The sequence below is a fragment of the Cryobacterium sp. PH31-L1 genome (assembly GCF_030063145.1).
Classification (GTDB): domain Bacteria; phylum Actinomycetota; class Actinomycetes; order Actinomycetales; family Microbacteriaceae; genus Cryobacterium.
Map to the genome: position 1 here is coordinate 352754 of NZ_JASISM010000001.1, position 25254 is coordinate 378007.

A 25254-nucleotide genomic window follows, 5' to 3' on the forward strand; every position below is an offset into this window, starting at 1 on the left:
CCCGGCGTGTCGCGAAATTTACCGGCATTGCGCACGGCCAGGCGGCGCTCTACAGCCGCTGCCCGGCCGCGAACACGGCCTCGACCGTGAAATCGTCGCCCAGCAGCACCGCGTCGGCGGCGAATCCGGGCGCAAGCAGCCCCAGATCGTGCGCGCGGCCGATGGCGCGGGCTGGTGTCTCGGTTAGAGCGGTCACCGCCTCGGCGATCGGCAGTCCGACGACCTGAACCGCACGCCGTAGCGCCTCATCGAGCGTGAGCGTCGACCCTGCGATCGCTCCGAGAGCGGATGCTGCGCCCGCGTCAGCAGGATCGCCGCCCACGCTGCTGCTGCCCGGTCCTACTGCCGAGCGCGTTCCCTCTGCCCCGACCAGCCGCGCGACCCCGTCTGTGACCGTGACCAGGAGCGTCCCCAACCGGAACGACCCGTCGCCGAAGCCGGTGGCAGCCATCGCGTCGGTGACGAGCGCTATCCGCCCGGGAGCGCCGGCGAACGCGAGCCGCACCACCTCCGGATGCACGTGGACCCCGTCGTTGATGACCTCGAGCGTGACCCCGCCCGACCGCATCGCGGCGACGACCGGGCCCGGCGCCCGGTGATGGATGCCGTTCATCGCATTGAACGCGTGTGTGAGCACCGACGCACCGGCATCGAAGGCGGCGGAGGCCATGGCGTAGTCGGCGGCGCTGTGTCCGACCGCGACGACTACCCCCGCGGAAACGAAGCGCGCGATCGCGTCCAGCCCGCCGGGCAGTTCGGGCGCTAGCGTGATCTGGCGCAGGTACCCGCGGGAGGCGAGGAGCAGGCGATCGGTGGCGGCGGCATCCGCTTCACGCAGCAGTGCCGGATCGTGCGCGCCGCGAAAGGCGTGATCGAGAAAGGGGCCCTCGAGGTGCGCACCGAGAATGAGCGGGTTGTCCGAGGCCGCCAAAGCGATGGTTTCCAGCCGAGTTTCGAGGTCGGGAAGGCTCGCGGTCACCAGCGAGAGCACCGATCGGGTCGTGCCGTGCGCGCGGTGCACGGCGAGGGCCGTGCGAATACCGGTGGCGCCGTCATCGAACGCGGCTCCGCCCGCCCCGTGGCAGTGAATATCGATGAAGCCTGGCGTCAGCCAGCGGCTGCGGGCATCGACGATGTTCTCAGCGGATGCGGCCCCGCCGGCCGCCGAGTCCCACCCCGAGCCGGTCGTGGGGCCGGGTTTCAAGCTCAAGCCTGAGCCTGCCTCCGAGTCCGCACCGGCGAGTCGATGCCACCCGTTGCCCGTCCCCACCGCCGACACGGTGTCGCCGGTGAACGCGACCCACGCATCGGAGGTGACCGTTCCACCCGACACGAGCCGCGCTGAGTGGATGATCCTGGTGGCGTTCACGACGACACCCGCGTGCCGAAGAGAAAGCCGTCCCTGGCCAGTCGGCCGGACGCCGGCGCACAGAGCACAATCATGCGACGATCACCTCGAGCCCCGCCTCGCCGAACGCCGACAGTTGTTCCGCCGAGATGCCGGAGTCGGTGATGAGCGCGCCGAACTGGGCGAGCGCGCCGAGCGAGGCGAAGGCAACCCGGCCAATCTTGCTCGAATCCGCCACGAGCACCGCCTTCAACGCTCGTCCGGCCATGAGGGTGTTGACGGCGGCTTCGCGCTCGTCGTTCACGGTGGCCCCCAGGACCGGGTCGATTCCGTTGACCCCGATGAAGGCCAGATCGAGCCGCACCTGCGACAGCACCGATTCGGCGTAGGCGCCGACGAGTTCGTAGGAACGCGCGTGCACCACGCCGCCGGTGACCACGGTCTTGATCTGCGGTCGCATCGCGAGCTGCGCGGCGATGTTGATCGCGTTGGTGACCACCGTGAGGTTCGCGTGCGGACTCGCCTGCGCGATATCGGCGCGCGAGCTGAGCACTCCGGCGATGGCCGTGCTCGTGGTGCCGCCGCAGAGTCCGACCACGTCGCCGCGCACTACCAGGGCGCTCGCCGCCCGGGCGATCTGCAGTTTCTCGGGCGCGTGCCGCTCCTGTTTGTACCGCGCGGGCAGGTCGTAGGCAACGGATTGCCCGATAGCCCCGCCGCGGGTGCGCGTGAGCAACTGCTGCTCGGCCAGAGTGTCGAGGTCGCGGCGCACTGTCGCGGCCGATACGCCGAGCCTGGTGATGATGTCGTCGACCTCCACCTGCCCCGAATCCGCCAGCAGGTCGAGCACGGCGGCGAGTCGTTCGGCGCGGTTCATGCGGTCTCCTTCAGTAGCGCCCGGGCCTTCAGGGCCGCGCCGAGCAGGCCGGCGTTCTCGCCGAGCACGGCCGGTACCAGCAGCGGATGCCGGTGAAAACTCAGTCGCGCCGCCACCCGTTGCCGAAGCGGCTCGAACAGGGCCGGCCCCGCCTGGGCGAGGCCACCACCGATCATGATGGTTTCGGGCGCGAGTACGGCGGCGAGTTGGCAGATGGTCAGGGCGAGGGCGTCGAGGGCATCTTTCCAGACCCGCCGGGCGATCGGGTCGCCGGCCTCGGCGAATGCGAGCACGGCCCGCGCTCCGGCCGGGGGAGTGCCGGTCGCGAGTCCGTAGCGGCGGGCAATGGCGCCGGCGGAGGCGAGTGTTTCGAGGCATCCGCTCGCGCCGCAGGCACAGGGCAACCCGACGGGATCGACGATCGAGTGCCCGAGCTCGCCGGCGAAGCCACCGGCGCTGTGCGGGCGGCCGCCGAGAAAGAGCGAGCAAGACAAGCCGGTACCGATCACGATCACGACGACATCGTCGTAGCCGCGGGCGGCGCCGAGTTCGAATTCGGCAGCGCCGGCGGCCCGGGCGTCGTGCGAGAACGTGGCGGGCAGGCCCAGGGCGGCGCCGGCGAGTTGCCGAACCGCAACCTCGGTCCAGTTCAGGTTGACCGCACGGTGCACGATGCCCTCGGCGTCGTCGATGATGCCGGGGGCGATCAGGCCGACGGCCTGCGGCGTGACGCCGGGAAAGTCGCGGGTCAGTGATGCGGCGAGCTGCTGCACCTGGCCGAGCACGGCATCCGCTGTGCCGTCGTTCGAGACAATCGTCGATTTCCGGCGCAATCCGACCAGGCGCCCGGTGTCATCGATGAGGGCGGCCTTGATGTCGGTGCCGCCGATGTCGAAAGCGAACACCGGGGCGCCGGGCGGAAGCGATGACGGGAGCGGCATGAGGGTCCGAGACTGATTGGTAATGATCGAAAGTGGGTCTGAACAATCACCTTACCGGTCGCAGAAACTCGACGGATTGTTGACAACGGCGCGCGGCCGCGCCTAGGGTGAAACCACTCGCATTTATGTAAACGACTTGCATAAATGCTCACTACGGAGTGAGGAAGGAATCGCTATGGCCCTGCCCGGACACCACGAACGCGAGATGCTCGCCTTTCGCCAGCGCAATTCCGCAACCTGCATCGGCGCGCTCCGCGACCAGCGCGTGCTCACGGTGAGCGAGCTCGCCCGTATCACCGGACTGTCCCGCCCAACCGTCGAATCAATCGTCGCCGATCTCGAAACCCAAGGCCTGGTCAGCCACGAACCAGGGGCCGGACCGAGCGTGAAGGGCCGCCCGGCTCGTCGCGTGGTGTTCAACGCCACTGCGGGCTACGTCGCCGGCATTGACCTGGGCCTGCACCGGGTCACCGTGCTGGTGAGCGACCTGGCCGGCACCGTCGTCGCCGCAGCGCTGCACGACATCGAAGAAACGATCACCGGCGCCGAACTCCTCACCCTCGCCGCTGCGACCCTGGGGCGCGCACTCGGTCAGCTGGATGCCAGCCGGCTCACTGCCGTCACGGTGGGAATCTCCGGAATAGTGGATGCCTCCGGCCGCGTTCTGCAGAGCAATGTGCTGCCCGAGTGGAACGACCACGACCTCGCCCAGGCGCTGGGTGACTCTCTCGGCTGCCCCGTCACCATCGAGAACGACGTCAACCTGGCCGCCCTCGGCGAAGTGCACGCCGGCGCCGCCCAGAACGCCGATGATGTCGTTTTCATCATGGTCGGCCATCGAATCAGCGCCGCCATCATTCTCGGCGGAATCCTGCATCGGGGGCGTAACTTCGCTGCGGGCGAGGTGGGCGATCTCGAGTCGACGGGCTGGGGTTATCGGGACGTGCACGAGACGAGCGTTCTCGATGCGTTCCTCGGGCGCAGCCCCGAAGACGTCTTCGCTGCCGCCGACGCGGGCGACGTCGACGCCCTCGCCATGGTCACCCGGTTCGCGAACCGCATCATTCGCGGAATCGCCGTGGTCGGCCTCACCGTCGACCCCGACCTCATCGTAATCGGCGGCGGGCTTTCCGCCTCCGGGCCGGTGTTGCTCGGAGCGCTGCACGGCGAGCTGGGGCAGCTGGTCACCCGCAGCACGCAGCCGCCGCTCGTCTCGTCGACCCTCGGCCGCAACGGCGTCGCGGTCGGTAGCCTCGTGCGCTCCCTCGAACTCGTGTCGGAACGGCTGTACGGCTCGAGCGACATCGCCGTACCGCGTCTCGTCGTGCCGAGACCGCCGGCAAGCCACGACGCGGTGGCAGCCGACCTGGCCGGCGACTTCCCGATTGGAGTTACTTCCTTCGGCGCACTCCTCACGGCCTTCGCCGACACTCAATCCATCGTTCGTCCACCACGCAACAGGGGAACCCCATGAGAAAACTCACCAGGCTGGCGCCTCTCGCGCTCGTCGCCGCGCTCGCGCTGACCTCGTGTTCCGCACCGGCAGCATCCGACGAGGCAGTCACCGCAGACTCAGCGGCCTCGATCAGCTACGCCATCTGGGACGAAAACCAGGTTCCGGCGCTCGAAGCCAATATCGCCGCGTTCAACGAGATCTACCCGAACATCGAGGTGAAGATCGACATCACCCCGTGGGCGCAATACTTCACCAAGCTGCAGACGCAGGCGTCGGGGGACACCCTGCCCGACGTGTTCTGGATGAACGGCCCCAACTTTCAGCTTTACGCCGCGAACGACCAGCTCGAGCCGATGACCAACGTCATCGATGATGGTTCGGTCGACCCGGCCAATTATGTGGAGGTACTCAACGACCTCTACTCCTACGACGATGTGCAGTACGGCATGCCGAAGGACTTCGATACCGTCGCCCTCTGGTACAACCAGGCCATCCTCACCGAAGCCGGCGTCGCCACCCCAGATGACACCTGGACCTGGGACGACTTCCACACCGCCGCCAAGACCGTGAGCGACAACCTCGCCGATCAGGGCATCTACGGCGTCGCCACCGGCCTGACCGGCGGCCAGGAGGGTTACTACAACACGATTCTGCAGGCGGGCGGCAGCATCCTCTCTGACGACGGCACGACCAGCGGGTATGACGATCCGAAAACGATCAGGGGCCTGCAGTTCTGGGCCGACCTCATCGCGGACGGGTCGAGCCCGAACCTGCAGCAGCTCTCCGACACCCCGCACAACGCGTGGTTCACCAGCAGCAAGACGGCGTTCTTCTGGTCGGGTACCTGGAGCGTCGCTGAACTGGCCGCCGCGAGCAACACCCTCGACCTCAACGTGGCCCCACTGCCGCAGGACGAGAAGCAGGCCACCGTCATCCACGGCCTCGCCAACGTCGTCTCGGCGAACAGCGCGAACAAGGGCGCAGCGCAGGCGTTCCAGGCCTACCTCGGCAGCGAAGAGGCGCAGACCCTGCAGGCTGAAATGGGGGCGGCCAACCCCGCCTTCATCGGCGCCGGACAGGCCTTCCTCGACTCGGTCGACCACTTTGACCTGCAGGTTTTCATCGACGAAGCCGACAACTACGCCTACCCGTTCCCGGTCTCGAAGGACACTGCAGCCTGGACCTCCATTGAGAATGAACTGCTGCCGCAGGCCTTCTCCGGTGCGCGCACCGTCGAAGACGTCGCCGACGAGCTTGCCACTCGAATGAACGAGGCGCTGGCCGCAGAATGACCCTTCGCACCGGGAGCACGACCGAAGAGAGCCGTGCTCCCGCCGCAGTGCCCCCGGTGCGCCCTGCACCCAAGAAAAAGCAGAAGAACTTCGACGGCTACTGGCCGTGGCTGTTCGTACTTCCCACGCTGCTCGGGGTGCTCGGCTTCTACATCTGGCCGATCATTCAGACCGGCTACCTGAGCTTCACCGAGACCGGGCCGTTCGGCGGCGAAGAGTTCATCGGACTCGACAACTACCAGACCATGCTGGCCGACGGAAACGTTGGCCAGGCCCTGATCAACACGCTGGTCTATACGGTCATCGTGCTGGCCGGTATTCCGATCGCGCTGCTCATGGCGAACCTGGTCAACCAGCCCGGCCTCAAGTTCGCCTCGTTCTACCGGGTGCTGTTCTTCATGCCGTACATCGCGATGCCCACCGCGGTCGCCCTGGTCTGGCGCATGATCTACAACGGCGATTTCGGCATCCTGAACTGGCTGCTCTCCCTGGTCGGCATCGACGGACCCTACTGGACCTCGACGCCCGGCTTCGCGATCGTCTCGGTCGGCATCGTCGGCATGTGGGCCTCACTCGGGTTCGGCATCATCATTCTCGGCGCCGCGTTGAAGAACATCTCGCCCGAGTATTACGAGGCGGCGCAGCTCGACGGCGCCACCAAATGGAAGCAGTTCACCGCGATCACGGTGCCGCTCGTGACGCCGAGCCTGTTCTTCGTCACGATCATCTCGGTGATCAACGGGTTCCAGCTGTTCGACCTGCTCTACGCGATCATGGGCCAGTACAACCCGGCCCTGGTGCAAAGCCAGTCGCTCGTCTACATCTTCTACAACCAGGCGTTCATCCAGAACGACAAGGGCTATGCCGCCGCGATAGGTATGCTCATTCTCGTCGTGATCGGCATCGTCACCTTCTTCCAGTTCCGCATGCAGAAAAAGTGGGTGAACTATGTCTAAAGAATCCCTTTCCCCGGCCCAGCAGGGCGCGAACAGCGTTCGCACCCACCTCGTGCTCGGCATCATCGGTTTCGTGATGGTGTTCCCGTTCATCTGGCAGCTCGTCATTTCGCTGTCCACCAACGACCAGGTGATGAGCGTCCCGCCCACTTTCTGGCCGGGCGACCTGCAGTGGGGCAACTTCGTCGACGTGTTCACCAAGTTGCCGTTCTTCGACCAGTTCGGCGTCTCGGTCGGCATCACCGTCATCCGGGTGATCGGCCAGGTTGTGCTCTGCTCCATGGCCGGATATGCCTTCGCGCGCATGCGCTTCCGCGGTCGCGGAGTCTTTCTCGCCGTCATCCTCTCGATTCTGATGGTGCCGCCGCAGGTGTACCTCATTCCGCAGTTCCAGATCATCCAGAATTTGGGCCTGCTGAACACCTTCATCGGTATCGCCCTGCCCGGTATCTTCAGCGCTTTCGGCGTCTTCCTGATGCGGCAGATCTTTCTGGGCCTGCCACTCGAACTCGAAGAAGCGGCCCGCCTCGATGGCGCCAACCCGTTCCAGATCTTCTACAAGATCATGCTTCCGCTCGCCACACCGGGAATCAGCGCCCTCGTCATTATCACGACCCTGTGGTCGTGGAACGACCTGCTCTGGCCGCTCGTCGTCACCACCTACGCCGAGAAAATGCCGGTCTCGGCCGGCCTCGCCACCCTAGCCGGCAGTATCACGACCGACTACCCGGTCATGATGGCAGCGAGTGTGCTCGCGATGGCGCCCGTGCTCATCCTGTTCATCATTCTGCAGCGTCGCGTCGTCGAGGGCCTCGCCTTCAGCGGCTCGAAGTAGCGCACCTCTATATACCTGTCAGGAATTGTCATGAACATTGGCCTCATCGGCGCCGGCGGCATCACCCACGTGCACATTCCGGCCTGGCTCGCCCTCGGCGCGAACGTCACCGTCTTCTCGCTCGAGGGCGCAGCCGAGTCCGCGGCCCAGTACGGCATCGCGGTCGCCGACTCGCTCGATGACCTACTCGGGGCCTGCGACGTCGTCGACATCTGCACGCCCACCCCGACGCACTATCGCCTCGTCGAACGTGCCCTGCGCGCCGGCAAACACGTCATCTGCGAAAAGCCCATAACGCTCAACACAACGGATGCCGACGCCCTCGCCGAGCTCGCCGCCTTCGTCGGCAAACAGCTGCACCCCGCCCACGTCGTGCGCTACTTCGCCGAGTACTCCCTCGCTCAGAGCGCGGTCGCTGCCGGACAAATCGGCGAGCCGGCCATCCTTCGGTTCAGCCGCATCGGCGAGTTCCCCAGCTGGGCCGGGTGGTTCGCTGACGAGGCCCAGTCCGGCGGAATCGTGCTGGACCAGATGATCCACGACCTCGACATTGCCCGCTGGATCGCCGGCGAGGTCACCGAGGTCTACGCCGTCAAAAATTCGGCAGACGGATGCGAGACCGCGCAGGTCGTGCTCACCCACGAGCGCGGCGCGCTCAGCTATGTCACCGGCGTCTGGGGCGCGCCCGGAACCACCTTCGCCACATCGTTCTCCATCGCCGGTTCGAGCGGGGTGCTGAAACACGATTCCCGAACGGATGCCTCGCTCCGCTTCGACCTCGGATCGCCGGCATCCGGCGGCCACTCCATGCGTCCTGACACCTCGTTCGGTGAAAGCCCGTACCTGACCGAACTGCGGGAGTTCGCCGCGGCGACCCTGGGCGGGGCTGCCCCGCGGGTCAACCTCGACGACGCCACGCGCGCGGTCGAGCTTGCAGCGGCCGCAAACGAGTCCATCGCCTCAGGGCGGAGCGTGCGGGTCGCGAGCCAGGCGGTACCGGCATGAGCGCCGCGTCGACGCCCGGTGCGCCGCCGCATCCGCTGTCTGAGCCGGGGATCCGCCCGCTGCGGGTGGCCCTGATGTCGTTCGCCCACGTGCACGCCGCCGGGTATGCCCGGCTGCTCCAGACAATGCCGAACATCGAGCTGCGCGCCTCCGACCCCGACGGCGGCAATGAGCCGGGCGAACGGCGCGGCCAGGACCTCGCCGACGACCTCGGCGTGAGCTACGTCGACAGCTACGCCGAGCTGCTGGCCTGGCAGCCCGACGCCGTCATCGTGACGAGCGAGAACGCCCGGCACCGCCCCCTGGTCGAAGCGGCCGCCCGGGCAGGCGCGGCCGTGCTCTGCGAGAAACCGCTCGCGACGACGCTCGAGGATGCCCTTGCGATGCAGGCCGCCTGCGATGCTGCCGACGTCACGCTGATGACCGCCTACCCGGTGCGGTTCTCGCCCGCGTTCGCCCGGCTGCGCGAACTCGCCGGAACCGGCGGGCTGGGCACGCTGCTCGCGGCGACCGGTACCAACAACGGGCAGATACCGGTCGGGGACCGGGCCTGGTTCACCGACCCCGAGCTCTCCGGCGGCGGTGCCATGGTCGATCACATCGTGCACGTCGCCGATTTGCTCGACGCCCTCACCGGCCTCGTTCCGGTGACGGTGCGGGCCGTGGCCAACCGCATACTGCACGCCGACAAGCCCGAGGTGCGCGCCGAAACCGGGGGACTGGTGACGATCGGTTACGCTGGCGGCTTCGTCGCCACGATCGACTGCTCCTGGAGCCAGCCCGACAACGCACCGACCTGGGGTGGACTGACCCTGCAGGTCGTCGGCACGCTCGGCATCGCTGACATCGATCCATTCGCCCAGCACGTGGGCGGCACAACACCCGATGGCGCCGTATTTCTGGCCTACGGCACGAACACTGATGCGCTACTTCTGAACGAGTTTGTGCACGCCGTGCGTGCGGGGCGGGCGAGGCAGCCCGACGGGGCCGCGGGCATCCGCTCGCTGAAAATCGTGCTTGCCGCGCAGGAGTCGGCGCGCACCGGCGAGGTTGTGTCGATCAGGTAAAACTCGGCCGACGGGTTTGCCTCGATAGCTGAGCTTGCGTCATAATCGCAGGGCGTGCCCGAAAGTCGGGCCGAACAGGTACCAGTTCCGAAACCCGAGTCGGAGGCTATACATGTCCGTTCAGTCCACCCTGGAGCGCCAGGAGCGCGCACCCGACCCGGCCGGCCGCACCGGCGGCAAGTCCGCCACGCGCACCTTCCGCGGCGACATTGAGGGCCTGCGCGCGGTCGCCGTGATTGTCGTCATTTTCGACCATCTGCTCGGCTGGCCGTCCGGCGGATTCATCGGCGTCGACATCTTCTTCGTCATCTCCGGCTTTCTCATCACGAGCCTTCTGCTGAAGGAACACGCCCGCACCGGCCGTGTCTCCCTCGTCGACTTCTACCGCCGCCGCATCCGCCGAATCCTGCCGGTCTCGCTCCTCGTACTCGTCGTCACGGTCGCGATCGGCTACCTGCTGCTGCCCGGCGCCCGCGCCCTGGGCACTCTGTGGGACGGCGTCTACTCGGCCCTGTTCGTGGCTAACTGGCACTTCGCCTTCGTCGGAACCGACTACCTGCAGGCCACCAACGCTATCTCCCCACTGCAGCACTACTGGTCGCTCGCGGTTGAGGAACAGTTCTACTTCGTCTGGCCGTTCCTGCTCATCGTGATCTTCGCCCTCGCCGGCCGCCGCACTCTCAGTGCCAGAGCCCTGATCGCGACCGTTGCCGTCACCACCGGCGTCATCACCCTCGCCTTTCTGGCCTGGAGCTTCTTCGAAACCTCGACCAGCCCGGCCATCGCCTACTTCTCCACCGGGGCCCGCGCCTGGGAACTCGGCATCGGCGCCCTCCTGGCCGCCGCCGCTCCCGGCCTGGCCAAGCTGCCGGCTTTACTGCGACCACTGCTCGCCTGGTTCGGCCTCGCACTCATCGTTGCCAGCCTTCTGCTGATCAGCCGCGACTCCCCATTTCCGGCGCCCTGGGGAATGCTGCCCGTCGCGGGAGCCGCCCTGGTCATCGCAGCCGGAATCGGACAGCCCGAACAGCGCCTGCTGTTTCCGCTGACCAACCCGGTCAGCCGCTATGTCGGAAAAATCTCCTACTCCCTCTATCTGTGGCATTTTCCGGTCGTGATTCTGCTTGCCACCGTCTTCGCCACCGACTCGCCGGTCTACCTGCCGCTGGCCCTCGTACTCATGGTGGCCCTCTCCGTGTTCTCCTTTCACTTCGTCGAAGACCCCATTCGCCATTCGCTGTGGCTCGAAACTGCCCAAACCCGAAAGCGAGAACGGATGCGCCGCCCCACCACCACACGCCGCCCCGGCATCACCCCCGCCCAGGCCTGGATCGGCGCCCTCGTCGTCGTGACCCTCGTCATCGTCTCGGTCTCGTTCATCGCGCTGAAGGGCGGGACGTCCTCCGCCCCCCAAGCCGACCCGGCCCCGGTCGCCGACCTCGGCGTGCAGCCGCCCGCCGAACCGGCCACCCTGCTGGCCACCCGCCAGACCGAGATTACCGCCGCCCTGGCCGCGACAGCCTGGCCCGCGACCACCCCCGCGTTCGACGCCCTCGGTGACAGCTCCGGCGCCCCGGAATGGGTCGACGATAACTGCCTCTCGGTCAGCGAGAAGAACGCCGTCGGGTGCCTCTACGGCGACCCAGCGGCCACCAAAACCGCAGTGCTGCTCGGGGACTCCATGGCCATCAGCTACATGCCTGCCATCCGCGCCGCACTCGAACCGCTCGGCTACAACGTGCAGTCGCTGACCATGTTCTCCTGCCCGGCCGTCAACATCTCGGTGGCACCCAAGAACGCCTCCGACGCGTCGGCCGCCACCTGCGACGACCACCACGCCTGGGTCTATGCCGAGGTCGCGCGCCTCTCGCCCGATCTCGTGATTATGTCGAGCCTGGCCGGATCCATCGTGCGCCTGGCCAGCGGCAACGAGGGAGCCGCAGCCCTCACCGAGTGGCAGACCGCGACCGCCGAAACGATCACGGCCCTACAGGGCGCGACCGACCACGTCGCTGTGCTCTCCCCGCCGCCGGCCAGCACGCCGTTCGCCGAGTGCAAGACCCTCACGAGCGCCCCCGCGGACTGCACCTACAGCCCCTCGAGTCTCTACCAGAAGGTCGTCGCGACCGAACAGGGAGCCATCGAACAGTTCGGCGACTTCGCCCAGTACGTCAACGTCGTGCCGTGGTTGTGTGTCGACAACAGCTGCCCGGCGGTCATCGACAACACGCCGGTCTTCTTCGACGGCCAGCATTTCGTGCGCGAGGCGAGCACCCAGCTCGGCCCGCTGCTCGCGGAGGCCCTGTTCCCGCCGGCCACCTAGCCGCTCGCCGCTTGCAACCGCCCCCGATATCGGAAGGCGCTGCGGTAATCGTCGTAGCGCCTACCGAATTGGGGCGCGCGCATCCGCTTGGACCGCGTCACCCCATGGTCAGTGCTCGCGCGGCCGAAACTCGCGCGGCCACTCGCTCGCGCGAATGCGGCGGATCTCCTTGACCTCACCGATCGTGCCCCACTCGTCGAGGCCCAGGCGCGATAGCGGCCGCAGCTTGTCGATGAGCGGATGTCCGGCCTCGTCGACCACGTTGGTCGCGATGGCAATGTGGGTGACCTCACCGAACACGAGCGTGCAGTCGCCCATGACCAGGGTCGAATGCAGACGGCACTCGATCGCGGCCGGGGACTCGGCGACCCGCATCGAGGCCACGGTCAAGCTCGGCTCCCGGGTGAGCCCGGCGCGGTCGAACTCGCTCTCGTCGGGCGCGAAGTCGGTGCCCGTGGCGTTGACCTCGTCGAACAGCGCCTCGGGCGTGAAGTTCACCACGAAGTCCCCGTTTGCGCGAATATTGCGTACGGTGTCTTTCACGCCCACCGAGGTGAACTGCACGATCGGCGGAGAAACGGATGCCACGGTGAAGAACGAATGCGGCGCCAGATTGTCGACACCCTCCGCCGACCGGCTCGAGACCCAGGCGATCGGCCGCGGCACCACGAGCGAGTTGAGCAGGCGGTAGAAGTCGCGGCGGGGCAGGGTCTCTGGGTCGAAGTCTGTGCGCATCCGCTCAGGCTAACAACTCGCTTCGCCCGCGTGGCCGGCGCCGCGCCCGGCCGGCAACCGGCCCGCGCCGATAGAGTGGCCTGATGCCTACTCTTCCCCGCCTGGTGGCCTTCGACCTCGACGATACCCTCGCGCCGTCCAAGTCCGCGCTCGACCCGACCATGATCGATTTGCTCGTGAGGCTGCTCAGTGTCAGCGAGGTCTGCGTCATTTCCGGCGGCCAGTTCGGTCAGTTCCAGGCGCAGATCATCGACAACCTGCCCGAGATCAGCGCAGAGAAGCTCGCCCGGCTGCACCTCATGCCCACCTGCGGCACCCAGTACTACCGGAGCGACGCCCAGGGCTGGACCCAGGTCTACGCCGAGAACCTCAGTGACGACCAGAAGGCGCGGGCGCTCCAGGCCGTCGAGCAGACCGCCCGCGACCTCGGCTACTGGGAAAGCAACACCTGGGGTCCGATCCTCGAAGACCGCGGGTCGCAGATCACCTTCTCCGCGCTTGGCCAGGCCGCCCCGGTTGCGTCCAAAATCGCCTGGGACCCGACCGGCGAGAAGAAGAATGCCCTGCGGGAAGCCGTGCAGGCTCTGCTGCCCGACCTCGAGGTGCGCTCCGGCGGGTCGACTTCCGTTGATATCACCCGGCAGGGCATCGACAAGGCCTACGGCATGAAGCGCCTGGCCGACCTCACCGGGATCGGGCTCGACGACATGCTGTTCGTCGGCGATCGCCTCGACGAGAACGGCAACGACTACCCGGTCAAGGTTCTTGGCGTGGAGTGCATGGCCGTCGAAGGCTGGCCAGACACCGCAGCCTTGCTCGAGGACCTGATTCCCCGCTACGTGGCCGTCTGACCCTCCTCGGAATCCCACTCTTTGTGTGGCTAATTCAGGAAGACCGCAACCGACGGATGCCGCCGCCCGCCAAACCACGCTGGTCGCCGATTTCCTGAATTCGCCACGGGGGAGAGCCTTCGGACGGCAGTAAACAGGGCGCCGTCGCAGCCTGCAAGCGCCCGACGATCGAGGTCGAGATTCCATCCTGAGTTTTTCTCGTGTACATTTCGCTTGTGAAAGAGATACGGGCCGAGAACCGCGAGTGGATCAACTTCGCCAAGGGCGCGGCCATCATTCTCGTCGTGCTCTACCACTCGTCGTTGTTCCTCAATGACCTCGGCCTGGCCGGCAGCACGCCGCGACTGCGCCTCGTGCTCAGCTACTTTCCGATGCCGGTGTTCTTCTTCATTGCCGGTCTCACCGCCCGGCGCATGCTCACCTGGAACTTCAAGGATCTCTGGCGCCGCCGCCTGCTCACCCTGGTCTACCTCTACCTGCTCTGGTCGGTCATTCGGGTGGTCTTCTACCTCGTTGTTCCGCACCTGCGAGGCACGGAACGATCGCCGACCGACCTGGTCAACATCGCGCTCCTCCCGGTCTGGCCCACCAGCAGTTACTGGTTCATCTGGGCTCTGGCTATCTTCACCCTGCTCGCCTGGCTGCTCCGTAAACTGCCGGTCCCGGCGCAAATCGGGCTCGCCACAGTCGTGGCCGTGCTGTCGACGACGCCGGGAGTGCTCGACCTCGACAACGTGGGCTGGGACCGCGTCGCGGCCAATTTCCTCTTCTTCATCACCGCGGTCTACTTTCCCCACGCCATTTACCGTCTGGCCGCGCGGGTGCGGGTGTGGAACACCGTCGTACTCGTGGCCGCGTATATCGCCATCGCCGTGCTGCTCGTACCGCTGCACCTTTCCCGCGTTCCCGGGCTGATTTTGCTCGAGAGCGCGGTCGCCGTCGCCATGGGCGTGGCCCTGGCCACCCTGCTCGTGCGGGTGAAATGGCTGAACTTCATGAACACCCTCGGCCAATACAGCTTTCAGATCTACCTGCTTCACCTGTTTCTCGTGGCCGGCGCCCTCGCGCTCCTCGCACCCTTCGCCGAATCACCCTGGCTCGAGCGAGCCGGCAATGCTCTGCCGTTCCTGCTCGCTGCCCTCGTGCTCGTCGCCTCGCTCTACCTCGCCAAGCTCTTGCGCCGGTTCTCGTTCCTCTGGGTCAGCCCGTTCCGCAAACGCCAGACCAAATCGGTTTCGCGTAGGGCTCATCTGAACGGAGACCTGTTATGAAGAAAACGCGCTTGATCGGGGCATCCGCTGTGCTGGTGGCTGCTGGTTTGCTCCTCAGCGGATGCTCAGCCACCCCCACCGCGCCCGTCGCCAACCTGCACACCGACTCGGTAGCGCTGCAGAACGACCTGCAATACGGTACTGCCCGAGGCCAGAAGCTACTGCTGAACGCCTGCCTGCCCAAACGCAAGAAGACTCCCACCGCGGCCATGATTCTCATTCACGGCGGTGGCTTCGACAGCGGCACCAAAGACTTCGGCGGCATGACCGCGCTCTGCTCAGAGCTGGCCGACGGCGGCATCGCGGCCTTCTCGGTGGATTACCGTCTGGCTCCGAAATTCGCGTACCCGGCCCAGGTGAACGACGTCACCGACGCGCTCGAGTGGTTGAGGGAGCCCGCACAGGTCGCTGAATTCGGCATCGATCCCGAACGCATCGGATTGTTCGGCAGTTCGGCTGGTGCAATCATCGCCGCCTCGATCGGGACCAACGGCACCGGCAGCCTCACCAGCGGTGATCGGGTCGCGGCGGTCGTGGCGATGTCGCCGGCGGTCGACCTCACCGAGAACGGACTCCTGCTCGGCGACCCGTCGCAGACGGCGATCGCCTCTATTCTGCAGTACCTGGGTTGTTCCGACTTCACCGACTGCCCGAATTCCCGCGAGGCGTCGCCGTTGTACTCCGTGGATAAGACCGACCCGCCGTTTTACATCGCCATTTCAAAAAAAGAACTCGTTCCCGTCGAACAGGGGGAGGCCATGGCCCTCGCGCTCAAAGCGGTCGGTGTACCGGTCACTCTCGACGTGAAACCCGGTAAACGACACGCATTGGAGCTCCTCGATGAGACCACGCGTGCGAGTATTCGTCAGTTTCTGATCGACAATCTAGTTAACTCCGCGTCACGGACTGATTAAATCCTCAAGCCTGGCGGTCCAAAAGTGAGGATTTTTATGCCAACATAGGTTTCTGTCATCGTGCACCCGAAGCACGATGCGTCGATCACGCGGGGAGAAGTGCCCATGGAACTGAAACGACTGGTTCGAATATTCCGAAAGCGATGGATTCTCATTGTCGCCTTCATGCTGCTCGGCCTGGTCGGTGGAGCAGCAGCCGCGCTGATTACCCCCGTGCAGTACCAGGCCTCCACCCGCGTGTTCGTGGCCGCCCAGATTCAAAACGGCTCAACACCCGGTGACCTCGTGCAGGGCAACAACTTCGTCGTGCAGAAGCTGCCGTACTACCTCGACGTCGCCACGAGCCCCCGCGTGCTCGACCCGGTGATCGCAAGCCTGGGCCTCGATGAGAGCGCGGTCGACCTGGTCAAGCGCGTGACGGCCACAACGCAGCCCGGTTCAGCGGTCATTGAGATCGCAGCGCTTGCCTCCACAGCGGATGCCGCCCAGCAGCTCGCGCAGGCCGTCTCGGAGAGTTTTGCCGACGTCGTCATCAACCAGCTGGAGACGCCCGCCGACGGCGGTGCCAGCCCGGTCACGGTCGGCGTGCTCGACCCCGCAGTCGCCCCCGATAACCCCGCGCTGCCTCAGCTCTACCTCAACCTCGCCGTAGGGCTGCTGATCGGGCTGCTGGTCGGACTGATCACCGCGCTCATCCTCGGGCTGCTCGACCGCCGCATCTACAACCGCGACGACATCGAACGACTCACCGTCGTTCCCATGCTCGGCGGAATTCCGCTCGAAGCCCGCGCCAACCCGATCATCTCGCCCGACGGTACTTCCACCGCCCGCGCTGAAGCGTTCCGGGTGTTGCGCACCAATCTCGAGTTCGCCGACGCCGACACCGGTCGTCGCAGCCTCGTTGTGACGTCCTCCGTTTCGGGCGAGGGCAAGACCACGACGCTCGTGAACCTCGCCATCGTGCTGGCCGAGAGCGGTGCGACCGTCGCCGTCATCGACGCCGACCTGCGCACGCCCCGGCTCGCCGACTACCTCGGCCTCGACGCCGATCGTGGCCTGACCGAGGTGCTCCTCGGCGACGTGCAGCTCAAGGAATCCCTACAATCGTGGGGTACGCAGCATCCGCTCACCGTATTGTCGTCGGGCAAAATTCCGACGAACCCGAGTGAACTGCTCGGATCGACCGCCATGGGCACCGTGCTCGACGTGCTCAGCAGCAGCTACGACTACGTGCTCATCGACGCCCCGTCGGTACTCGCGGTGACCGACGCTGCCGTGCTCAGCCGCTGGACCGGCGGCACCATCCTGGTCGTCGGCGCGAACCGGGTGCGCGAACCCGAGCTGCTCGCCGCCTTCGACGCACTCGAAGCGGTCGGCACGACGCCCCTCGGTGTCGTGCTGGCCATGGTTCCCACTCGCGGTCCCGACGCGCTCGTGCAGGGCGCCGGTTTCGCGGCTACTTCCCGCCCGGCACCCCGTGCCACTCCAGCGGTCGACGCGGCGACGAACGACGCGAGTCGTTCGACCGCGCCCGACAGCGAGTCTGCCCCGGCAGACACCCCCACCCGCGTCACCTGGTAGATCCACCCGTTCCATTCTGTTTGGCGCACGTTCGAAGACGCACGTTCGAATCAGTTCTACAAAGGCTTTACTCGAAGGGAGCCTCAGTGTCCGTGCACTCGTCTTACCCGATCGATTCGTCGCCCTCCCAGCAACGAAAGCTTCTGCTCGTCGCCTCCACCGGCGGGCACCTGGCCCAGCTGGTGCGGCTGGCACCCGGGCTGGGCGCCTCGCCCAGTTCGCTCTGGGTCACCTTTGATTCCATGCAGAGCCGGTCGTTATTGGCCGGCCAGCGCCGCATCCATGTGCCGTATGTGCGTCCGCGAGACTACCTCGGCATGATGCGCGCGGCCGGCATCGTTCGACGTGTGCTCAAACACGAAGCGTTTGAGGGGGCAGTGAGCACCGGTGCCGGCCTCGCCGTCGCGGCGCTGCCGCAGGCCGCGATCAGCGGCGTGCCGAGCCTCTACATCGAGAGTGTCTCGCGCGTCGAGGGGCCATCGCTCAGCGGGCGGATGCTCGCCGCCAGCCACCTGGTCAGCCTTCGTACCCAGCATCCAGCCTGGGCCACCAACCGGTGGCGAACGCACCCGAGCGTGCTGTCCACCTACCATTCGTTGATTCGGCCAGCGCCGGAGCGCCCCCGCCTGTTCGTCACCCTCGGCACCATCGAGGGTTACCGCTTCGACTCCCTCGTCGACGCCGTGCTCGCCAGCGGCCTGGCCGATGAGCGCACCGTCTGGCAGCTCGGTTTCACCACCAACCGCACTGACCTTCCCGGCCAGGTGCACCAGATGATGCCGACCGCACAGTTCGTCGATGCGGCCCTGAACTCCGACGTCGTGATCACCCACGCCGGTGTCGGCACCTTCATGGGACTGCTCGAAATGGGCATTTTTCCGGTGCTCGTGACCCGCCGCAAGCACCGCGGTGAACACGTCGATGACCACCAGATGCAGATAGCGGAGCTCGCCGAATATCTCGGCGTCGCCCGAGCCGTTGACTCGCCCGATCTTACGGCCGACGTCATCCGCTTCGCTGCCGGTCGTGCCATCGACACCGGTGTGCGCATTCCGCTGCCCAGCGACCGATGAGCCAGGGGAGCTCTCCCCAGCGGATGCTGCGCGACATCTTCGTGCCCGCCCGCGGCCAGTACGACAACATCGGCGACATTCTGCTGCGCCGCCAATTGCTCGACTGGTTGCGAGCGAGCGGCCCGCTGCACGTCTACGTCGGCGAGGCGCCCGACGGGTATGCCGAAGGGCTCGGCCTCACCCCGGGCGACGTGCAGTATCGTTCGTTTCGCCGGTGGTATGCCGCGGCGCTGGCCAGTGCGGCCCGCGGCCACGCCTCGTACGTGTTCAAACCGGGCGAGATCCAGCTGACCTTGGTGGGGATGAAAGAGCACCTCGCCATGTTGCCGGTGCTCGCACTCGTGCGTGCCCGACACGGTCGCGTCGCCCGGGTCGGAGTGGGCAGCCGAAACTTCGCACCGCTGCCGCGAGCACTGATGGGGCCTTCCATCGCACTGTCGAACGTGTCGTTGTGGCGGGATGCGGCGACAGCCGGGTATCTCGGGCAGGGCAGCATCATGCCCGACCTGGCCTTCGCCGGGGCGGGCAGTGCTGATTCAGGCAGCGCGGGCCGCGACGTGCTCGTCGTGTCGATGCGCTCCGATCTCGAATACCCGAGCGCCGCCTGGCTCGCCGGGGTGCGTGCCGTCGCGGCCGACAACGGCCTGCAGATCTGGTGTGTCACCCAGGTGCTCCGCGATGATGACAAGTGCGTTCAACTGGCCGCCGACCTCGGGGGTGAGGCGCTGCGCTGGAACGGCACCGGCCACGACGAGCAGGAACAGCGCCTGCGTGCTCTGTATCGGCGTGCGGCGCTCACCGTGAGTGACCGCCTGCACGTGCTCGTCGGGGCCCTGACCGAGGGGGCGGTTCCGGCCGCGCTCCTCGTCGATCCCAAGTCTGATAAGATCGCTCGGCATTTCGCCGCCGCCGGACTGCACGACGTGAGCATTGTCAGCGCGGGGCTGTCTGCCATCGAAATCGCCGCACGGCTGCAGAATCTGCTGGGCCGTCGCACGGCTATTCTGGCCGGCCTGACCGAGGCGCAGAACGAATTGCAGACCGTGCGCCGCCTGCTCGACCAGGTGCTCACGACCGAGAGCGTGCGGTGAGCCTCGCCGAAGCGGGCGACACCGAGCCGATCGGGACAGTATCGAACCACGTCGGGACCGGCGGTGCCGGGGAGGCTGCGGCCGAGCCCGTCGTGTCTAATCTGGGCGACACCGAATCGATCGAGACGGAACCGATCGCCATCCTTCACCCATCCGCTGCGGCGGTTCCCGACTCTCGAACCGGCAGCCGAACCGACTCCGGCACCGATTCCGGCACCGAGATTCACCCAGGCACCGTTCCCGGGCCGACGCTCGCGCCGGTCGCTTCGGCTGCGCAGTCTGAACGCCTGCTCGCCGTGCACGTCGGGCGCAGCGGCGAAGTCGCCGGCGGTATGAGTCAGGTCGTCAATGGCTACCTGGCGCACTCCTTCGCTGACTTCGACCTGCGTATGATCGCGTCGCGCAACGGCAGTGGCGGGGTGCGTGCGGCCGGGCTCGCGGCATCCGCTTTCTGGAAGGTGCTGCGCCTGGCCAGGCCCGAGCGCACCGTGGTGATTGCGCACCTGTCGCAGGGCGGGTCCTTCGCGCGCGAAGGCGCGTTGCTGGCCCTGGCCCACGCGCGCGGGTTCGCCACGGTGGCTCAGCTGCACGGCAGCTCCTTCGCCGACTTTGCCGTGAAACGGCCAGGACTGGTCGGGCGTGTCCTGCGCGCGGCCGACGTGGTGCTGACCCTGTCCGCCGAGTCGCAGGCCGCGGCCGCCGAGTTCGTGCCGCTGGAGCGTGTCGTGCTCGTGCCGAATGCCGTCGCCGACGGGGTGCGGCGCGAGATCGAACCCCTCGTGGTCTTCGGCGGTGCGGTCAGCACGCGTAAGGGCGTCGATGTGCTGGTCGCGGTCTGGCAGCGGCTTGCGCCGCAGCATCCGCTCTGGAAACTGGTCATCGCTGGCCCCATCGTCGACCAACCCGCAGTGCCGCTGACCCGCGGCGAATTCGTGGGGGCGCTCAGCCACGAGGCGCTGATGAAGTTGCTGGAGCGGTCGGCGATCGCCGTGTTGCCCTCCCGCGACGAGGCGATGCCCATGTTCATTCTCGAAGCCATGGCCCGCAGAAACTGTGTCGTGGCGACCCGGGTCGGTGGCGTGCCGGCCGTGCTCGCAAACGGTGTGGGCATGATCGTGGAACCCGGCGACGCCGACTCCCTCGAGGCAGCCCTCCGGCACGCGATAACGGATGCCGCCTGGCGCGCCAAAAAGGCGGATCTGGCTAGATCCGCCTTTGAGACTACCTATTCGGCGGCCGCTGTCTTTCCGCTGGTCGAGCGCAGTTGGAAGGCTGCGCTCGACCGGCGAGCGGACCGTGTGTTATGAAATGCAGGCCTGGCTGGCGAAGCCGGAACCGGCGGCCGTGACGGTGTTCGAGCAGTAGACCTTTGTGCCGCTGGCACCCTTGCTGCCCTGCTCGTGCACGAAGAAGCCGTAGCCGGCGGCGCCGACCGGGGCGGTGTTGCCGAAGAAGACGTTGCGCAGTCCCCAGCCGGCGACGCTTCCGTTGACCGCGAAGCCGTGCATGGTGCTGTTCTTGCCGGTGTTGTTGTAGATGCTCCAGTCGTTGCCCTTGACCTTGACCCATTCCTCGGCGCGCGGCATGGCGTTGGCACCGTCGATCACGTTGTCGCGGATGATGCCGTTCGAGGTACCTTCCTTGACCTCGATCGGCTGGGCACCGGTCAGGCTGATGTTGTTGGCCATGAGCAGCGTGCGGTCGGTGTTGTCGGGCTGGCAGTTGGTCTGAGCGCACCAGTTGGCGTCTGAGGTTCCGATGTAGATGCCCTCGCCGTAGAACGGGTCGCGCTTGCCGGTGTTGCGGATGGTGTTTCCGACGACGGTGTTGTCGGTGCTGAAGGCGCGAACGTGGATGCCCTCGTAGCCGACGTTCTCGACGAGCGTGTCGGCGACGGTGACGTGGTTGCTGCGGATCACGCTGATGCCTTTGAGGCTGTTGGTGACGGTCATGCCGGCAACAACGAGGTTAGACGAGTTGGTGATCTGGATGCCGTGGTTGTCCTGGATGCTGCCGACGTTGATCACGGCGCTACGCGGTCCGCAGACCCAGATCGGGCTGGAGGCGGTTCCGTTCATGGTTATGTTGATCTGCTCGTTGTAGGTTCCGGGGGCCAGCTTGATTACGGTGCCGGGCTGAGCCTGTGCCACGGCGGCCATGAGTTCCCTGGCCGTGGCCACGTTCACGGTGGCAGCGGGGCAGTCAGCGTAGCGGTGGGTACTGATCGGTGCCGGGGTCGGCGCGGTGCTCGGCACGGCCGTCACGATGAAAGCGTCGACGATGCTGCTGGTGCCGGTGGAGCGGGCATCCTTCTGGCCGGTGCGCGTCACCGTGATGGTGTGCGTTCCCGCTGAGAGGCTCGTGGTGCTGAACGCACTCTGGCGGTAAGCGGTGGTGGCGGAGTAGCCGTTGACCGTGGCGACGGTCGCGCCGTCGATGGCCACGTTGCTCGTGCCCGAGCTGCTGGTCAGGCGGGTGATGAAAGCGACGCTCGTGCCCTGGAAGGTGAACGAGGCGCTGCCCGCGGTCGTGGTGAACTGCACGCCGCCGCCCGAGTCATTGGCCGAGCCGGAGGTGCGCCAGGTGCCGGAGTACGTGACCTGTGCGGAGTCACTGTCGAAAGTGGTCGAGCCGGCCGGAGCCTGCACCGGAACGGTGGAGGTCGGGGCTGCCGGGGTGGGCTCTGGCGCCGGAGCTGGTGCGGGAGCGGTGCTGCCGGCCGGCGTCAGGGTGACGAAAGCGTCGACGATGCTGCTGGTCCCGCTCGAACGGGCGTCCTTCTTGCCGGTGCGGGTGACCTTGATGGTGTGGGTGCCGCTGGAGAGGCTCGAGGTGCTGAACAGGCTCTGCTGGTATTTCGTGGTGGCGGAGTATCCGTTGACCGTGGCGACAACCTTGCCGTCGATCGCGATGTCGCTCGTGCCGGAGCTGCTGGTCATGCGGGTCACGAAGGCCACGGTCGACCCGGTGAAGGTGAGCGAGGCGCTCGCCGTGGTCGAGGTGTACTTGATCGATGCGCCATTGTCCGACGGCGAGCCGGTCGAGAGCCAGGTGCCCGAGTACTTGACCTGCGAGGAGCTGCTGTCGACGACAGTAGTGCCGGCCGGCGCAGTGGCGGCCGATGCCGCAGAGACGCTGACGGGGATCATCGCGGTGAGCGGAACGAGCGCGGCGATGGCGATGGCCGCGATGCTGGCACGTCGTGAGATGCGGGGGAACAACATGATGAAACCTTCCGGATGTTCATGGACTGGATGGTTACGTCCGTGAACCCGAAAGGATTCGCAAACGCACATGATCTGCGTGATCTGCGGCGGTGGTGCCGCCGTGATCACTTCGTCAATTAGCGTTCGGAGTGCTGCGTATTACCCGTGTGTAAATGGGTTTGTGGGCGCAGATTGAGCGGATGCCGCGACCGTCCCTCGCACGGGCGCGCGCGGGAGGCCCCGCGCGCTCGCACGTGGTCCGGGCCGCAAAGGTGAGACAGCCTCGGGGATTTGGCCCTGATCAGTGCTATTGCCCATTGTGGGCGATGCCCCGCAGATGGGGGGTAAAGATTTCGTCGGCCGAGGGCGCTCGCTGTGGGGCGCCACCCGCTGTTCCTGTGAAAGTGCCTAGAGTGGATTTGAGACTCTTGAGTTTTTGTCACTCGCAACGACGGTGGAGTTGGCACACGCAAAAAAGACCCCCCAACCGGTTGCGGCTGGGGGGTCTTCTCTCGTATCGCGCCGGGCGGCTGGCGCTGCTAGGGCGTGCAGGCGATGTTGGAGAATCCCTCGCTCGCGCGGGTGACCGAGTTCGAGCAGGACACGTTGGTATTGCTTGAGCCCTTGCTGCCCTTTTCGTGGATGAAGAAGGCGTAACCACCGGCGTTCACCGCCCCGGAGTTGTCGGTAAAGGTATTGCGCAGGCCCCAGCCGTCGACACTGCCGTTGACCGCGAAGCCGTGCATCGGGCTATTGGAGCCACGGTTGCCCTCGATGGTCCAGTCGTTGCCTTTGACCTTGACCCACTCTTCGGCATCGCTCATGGCATTCGCACCGTCAATCACGTTGTCGCGAATGACGCCGTCAGACGTGCCTTCCTTGACCTCGATCGGTTGGGCGCCGGTAAGGCTGATGCGGTTGGACAGCACCCGGGTCCCGTCGGTGCGGTCGGGCTTGCAGTCGGTCTGGGCGCACCAATTGTTCTCCGAGGTTCCGATGTAAATGCCCTCGCCGAAGGATGAGTCGCGCTTGCCGGTGTTCGAAATGGTGTTGCCGACGACCGTGCTGCCGGTCGTGAAAGCGCGCAGGTGGATGCCTTCATAGCCGATGTGGTCGATGCGGGTGTCGGCGATGGTCACGTTCGTGCCGCTGATCACGCTGATGCCCTTGAGGCTGTTGGTCACGGTCATGCCCGCGATCACCAGGTTGGAGGAGTTCTTGACCTGGATTCCGTGGTTGTCCTGGATGCCGCCAACGTTGATCACGGCGTCGCGCGAGCCGCAGACCCAGATCGGGCTGGAAGCGGTGCCGTTGGCGTGCATGTCGATCTGGCCCCTGTAGGTACCGGGGGCCATCCTGATGACGGTGCCGGGCCGTGCGCGGTCGACGGCCGCCGTGAGCTCGTCGGCGGTGTACACCGTCGTCGTCGCGGCGGGGCAGTCGGCATAGCGGTGCACTCCGGTCGACGGCGCTAGCGCGGGCACAGGCGCAGGAGCGGGTTCCGGAGCCGGGGCCACGCTGGTCCTCGTGTTCACGACGAAAGCGTCGACGATGCTGTTGGTGCCGCTCGAGCGGTCATCCTTTTTGCCGGTGCGACTGATCTTGATGGTGTGGGTTCCGCTCGACAGGCTGCTCGTGCTGAACGCGGTCTTCTGGTGCACGGTTCTGGCGGAGTACGCGTTCACCGTGGCGACGACCTTGCCGTCGATCGAGACGGTGCTTTTTCCCGAGCTCTTGGTGGTGCGGGTGATGAAGGCGACGCTGGTTCCCGTGAACGTCATCGACGCGCTGCCGGCACTGAACTGAAACCGCACGGAGCCCCCGCGGTCGGCGGAATTGCGGGTGCTGCGCCAGGCGCCGGTATAGGTGATCTTGGCCGAGGAGCTGTCGATGATAGTTCGGGCCGGTCCGGCGGCGGCGGACTCGATGCCCGGATTGGGGACGGTCATCGGGGCCAGAACAGCCACGCCGACCGCCGTGAAGGCGAGTGCAGTGATCAGGGCGTGGCGGGCGTATGCGCGCGGGCGGGCGAGTGTGCGGGAAGTCGGCGTGCGGTGGGGGCGGTTGCGGAACAGGGGCACGGTGGAGTCCTCCGGAGAGTCAGGGTCGCGAATGGACAGCTGGTGCGCGATTGGCGCGGATGCTCGCGGTGCCGTCGCAGGGCAGGCGTGGGTGAATTCTTGCCCGAGGGTCGGTTCGTCGATCTCTGTGATTCGGTCAGGTTCTCGTTTTTCCGGGGAAGTAGCGAGCACGTCTTTCGACGGGTCTCTTGGTGCCGGATGCTGGCCTGGTCGTTGCGACTGCACTGCGTATTCAGCGTTCGAAGACCGAGATCGTAGGGGACTATTCGGAGCGAACTGTGGCTCCGAGCCTATCGAGAGCCAAAGTCGAATTCGTTTCACTTTCCTGTGAAAATGCCCAGAATGGAGCGC

General features: G+C 66.4%; 20 protein-coding genes. 14 read left to right on the forward strand and 6 right to left on the reverse strand.

Features of this window, described 5'->3' with window-relative positions:
• Positions 1 to 49: 49 nt before the first annotated feature.
• The 3 genes from QMF22_RS01710 to QMF22_RS01720 form a co-directional block, all read right to left on the reverse strand.
• Positions 50 to 1369, reverse strand: a complete 1320-nt coding sequence (locus tag QMF22_RS01710) for an N-acetylglucosamine-6-phosphate deacetylase (protein WP_283449730.1) — start codon at positions 1367 to 1369, stop codon at positions 50 to 52.
• A gap of 70 nt (positions 1370 to 1439) precedes the next feature.
• Positions 1440 to 2225: a DeoR/GlpR family DNA-binding transcription regulator gene (locus QMF22_RS01715; protein WP_283449732.1), complete on the reverse strand. Its 786-nt coding sequence runs from the start codon at positions 2223 to 2225 to the stop codon at positions 1440 to 1442.
• Positions 2222 to 3166, reverse strand: a complete 945-nt coding sequence (locus QMF22_RS01720; protein WP_283449734.1) for an ROK family protein — start codon at positions 3164 to 3166, stop codon at positions 2222 to 2224. The genes QMF22_RS01715 and QMF22_RS01720 overlap by 4 nt, the downstream gene beginning before the upstream one ends.
• 175 nt (positions 3167 to 3341) lie before the next feature.
• On the opposite strand from QMF22_RS01720, the gene QMF22_RS01725 reads away from it, so the two are divergent.
• The 7 genes from QMF22_RS01725 (at position 3342) to QMF22_RS01755 (ending at position 12100) form a co-directional block, all read left to right on the forward strand.
• Positions 3342 to 4640 (forward strand): ROK family transcriptional regulator, encoded by a 1299-nt coding sequence (locus tag QMF22_RS01725; protein ID WP_283449736.1) that lies wholly within the window; start codon positions 3342 to 3344, stop codon positions 4638 to 4640.
• On the forward strand, positions 4637 to 5914 hold the full coding sequence (locus QMF22_RS01730) for an ABC transporter substrate-binding protein (protein ID WP_283449738.1): 1278 nt from the start codon (positions 4637 to 4639) through the stop codon (positions 5912 to 5914). The genes QMF22_RS01725 and QMF22_RS01730 overlap by 4 nt, the downstream gene beginning before the upstream one ends.
• Positions 5911 to 6870, forward strand: a complete 960-nt coding sequence (locus QMF22_RS01735; protein WP_283449740.1) for a carbohydrate ABC transporter permease — start codon at positions 5911 to 5913, stop codon at positions 6868 to 6870. Before QMF22_RS01730 ends, QMF22_RS01735 begins: the two co-directional genes overlap by 4 nt.
• On the forward strand, positions 6863 to 7705 hold the full coding sequence (locus QMF22_RS01740; protein ID WP_283449743.1) for a carbohydrate ABC transporter permease: 843 nt from the start codon (positions 6863 to 6865) through the stop codon (positions 7703 to 7705). Before QMF22_RS01735 ends, QMF22_RS01740 begins: the two co-directional genes overlap by 8 nt.
• 30 nt (positions 7706 to 7735) lie before the next feature.
• Positions 7736 to 8710 (forward strand): Gfo/Idh/MocA family protein, encoded by a 975-nt coding sequence (locus tag QMF22_RS01745; RefSeq protein WP_283449745.1) that lies wholly within the window; start codon positions 7736 to 7738, stop codon positions 8708 to 8710.
• Positions 8707 to 9777 carry a Gfo/Idh/MocA family protein gene (locus QMF22_RS01750; protein WP_283449747.1) on the forward strand — a complete coding sequence of 357 codons (1071 nt, stop codon included), beginning with the start codon at positions 8707 to 8709 and terminating at the stop codon, positions 9775 to 9777. The genes QMF22_RS01745 and QMF22_RS01750 overlap by 4 nt, the downstream gene beginning before the upstream one ends.
• Before the next feature lie 112 nt (positions 9778 to 9889).
• Positions 9890 to 12100, forward strand: coding sequence for an acyltransferase family protein (locus QMF22_RS01755; protein ID WP_283449749.1), 2211 nt, complete (start codon positions 9890 to 9892; stop codon positions 12098 to 12100).
• A 108-nt stretch (positions 12101 to 12208) separates the two neighbouring features.
• Here QMF22_RS01755 and QMF22_RS01760 read toward each other — a convergent pair whose 3' ends face one another.
• A complete protein-coding gene (locus QMF22_RS01760) occupies positions 12209 to 12835 on the reverse strand; it encodes a flavin reductase family protein (RefSeq protein WP_283449751.1) in 627 nt (208 codons plus the stop codon).
• 83 nt (positions 12836 to 12918) lie between these two features.
• Between QMF22_RS01760 and QMF22_RS01765 the strand changes: the two genes are divergently transcribed.
• The 7 genes from QMF22_RS01765 (at position 12919) to QMF22_RS01795 (ending at position 20923) form a co-directional block, all read left to right on the forward strand.
• Complete coding sequence (locus tag QMF22_RS01765; protein WP_283449753.1) at positions 12919 to 13686, forward strand: HAD-IIB family hydrolase; 768 nt, start codon at positions 12919 to 12921, stop codon at positions 13684 to 13686.
• A 215-nt stretch (positions 13687 to 13901) separates the two neighbouring features.
• Positions 13902 to 14957 carry an acyltransferase family protein gene (locus QMF22_RS01770; protein WP_283449755.1) on the forward strand — a complete coding sequence of 352 codons (1056 nt, stop codon included), beginning with the start codon at positions 13902 to 13904 and terminating at the stop codon, positions 14955 to 14957.
• On the forward strand, positions 14954 to 15871 hold the full coding sequence (locus QMF22_RS01775; RefSeq protein ID WP_283449758.1) for an alpha/beta hydrolase: 918 nt from the start codon (positions 14954 to 14956) through the stop codon (positions 15869 to 15871). The genes QMF22_RS01770 and QMF22_RS01775 overlap by 4 nt, the downstream gene beginning before the upstream one ends.
• Positions 15872 to 15976: 105 nt before the next feature.
• A complete protein-coding gene (locus tag QMF22_RS01780) occupies positions 15977 to 17452 on the forward strand; it encodes a tyrosine-protein kinase domain-containing protein (protein WP_283449760.1) in 1476 nt (491 codons plus the stop codon).
• Positions 17453 to 17538: 86 nt separating this feature from the next.
• Positions 17539 to 18525: a glycosyltransferase gene (locus QMF22_RS01785; protein ID WP_283449762.1), complete on the forward strand. Its 987-nt coding sequence runs from the start codon at positions 17539 to 17541 to the stop codon at positions 18523 to 18525.
• Positions 18522 to 19616, forward strand: coding sequence for a hypothetical protein (locus tag QMF22_RS01790; protein ID WP_283449764.1), 1095 nt, complete (start codon positions 18522 to 18524; stop codon positions 19614 to 19616). Before QMF22_RS01785 ends, QMF22_RS01790 begins: the two co-directional genes overlap by 4 nt.
• Positions 19613 to 20923 (forward strand): glycosyltransferase family 4 protein, encoded by a 1311-nt coding sequence (locus QMF22_RS01795; protein ID WP_283449766.1) that lies wholly within the window; start codon positions 19613 to 19615, stop codon positions 20921 to 20923. The genes QMF22_RS01790 and QMF22_RS01795 overlap by 4 nt, the downstream gene beginning before the upstream one ends.
• Here the strand turns inward: QMF22_RS01795 and QMF22_RS01800 are convergent.
• Positions 20918 to 22840 (reverse strand): right-handed parallel beta-helix repeat-containing protein, encoded by a 1923-nt coding sequence (locus QMF22_RS01800; protein ID WP_283449768.1) that lies wholly within the window; start codon positions 22838 to 22840, stop codon positions 20918 to 20920. The two genes, QMF22_RS01795 and QMF22_RS01800, sit on opposite strands and share 6 nt — an antisense overlap.
• Before the next feature lie 521 nt (positions 22841 to 23361).
• Positions 23362 to 25128, reverse strand: a complete 1767-nt coding sequence (locus tag QMF22_RS01805; protein ID WP_283449770.1) for a right-handed parallel beta-helix repeat-containing protein — start codon at positions 25126 to 25128, stop codon at positions 23362 to 23364.
• Positions 25129 to 25254 lie beyond the last annotated feature (126 nt).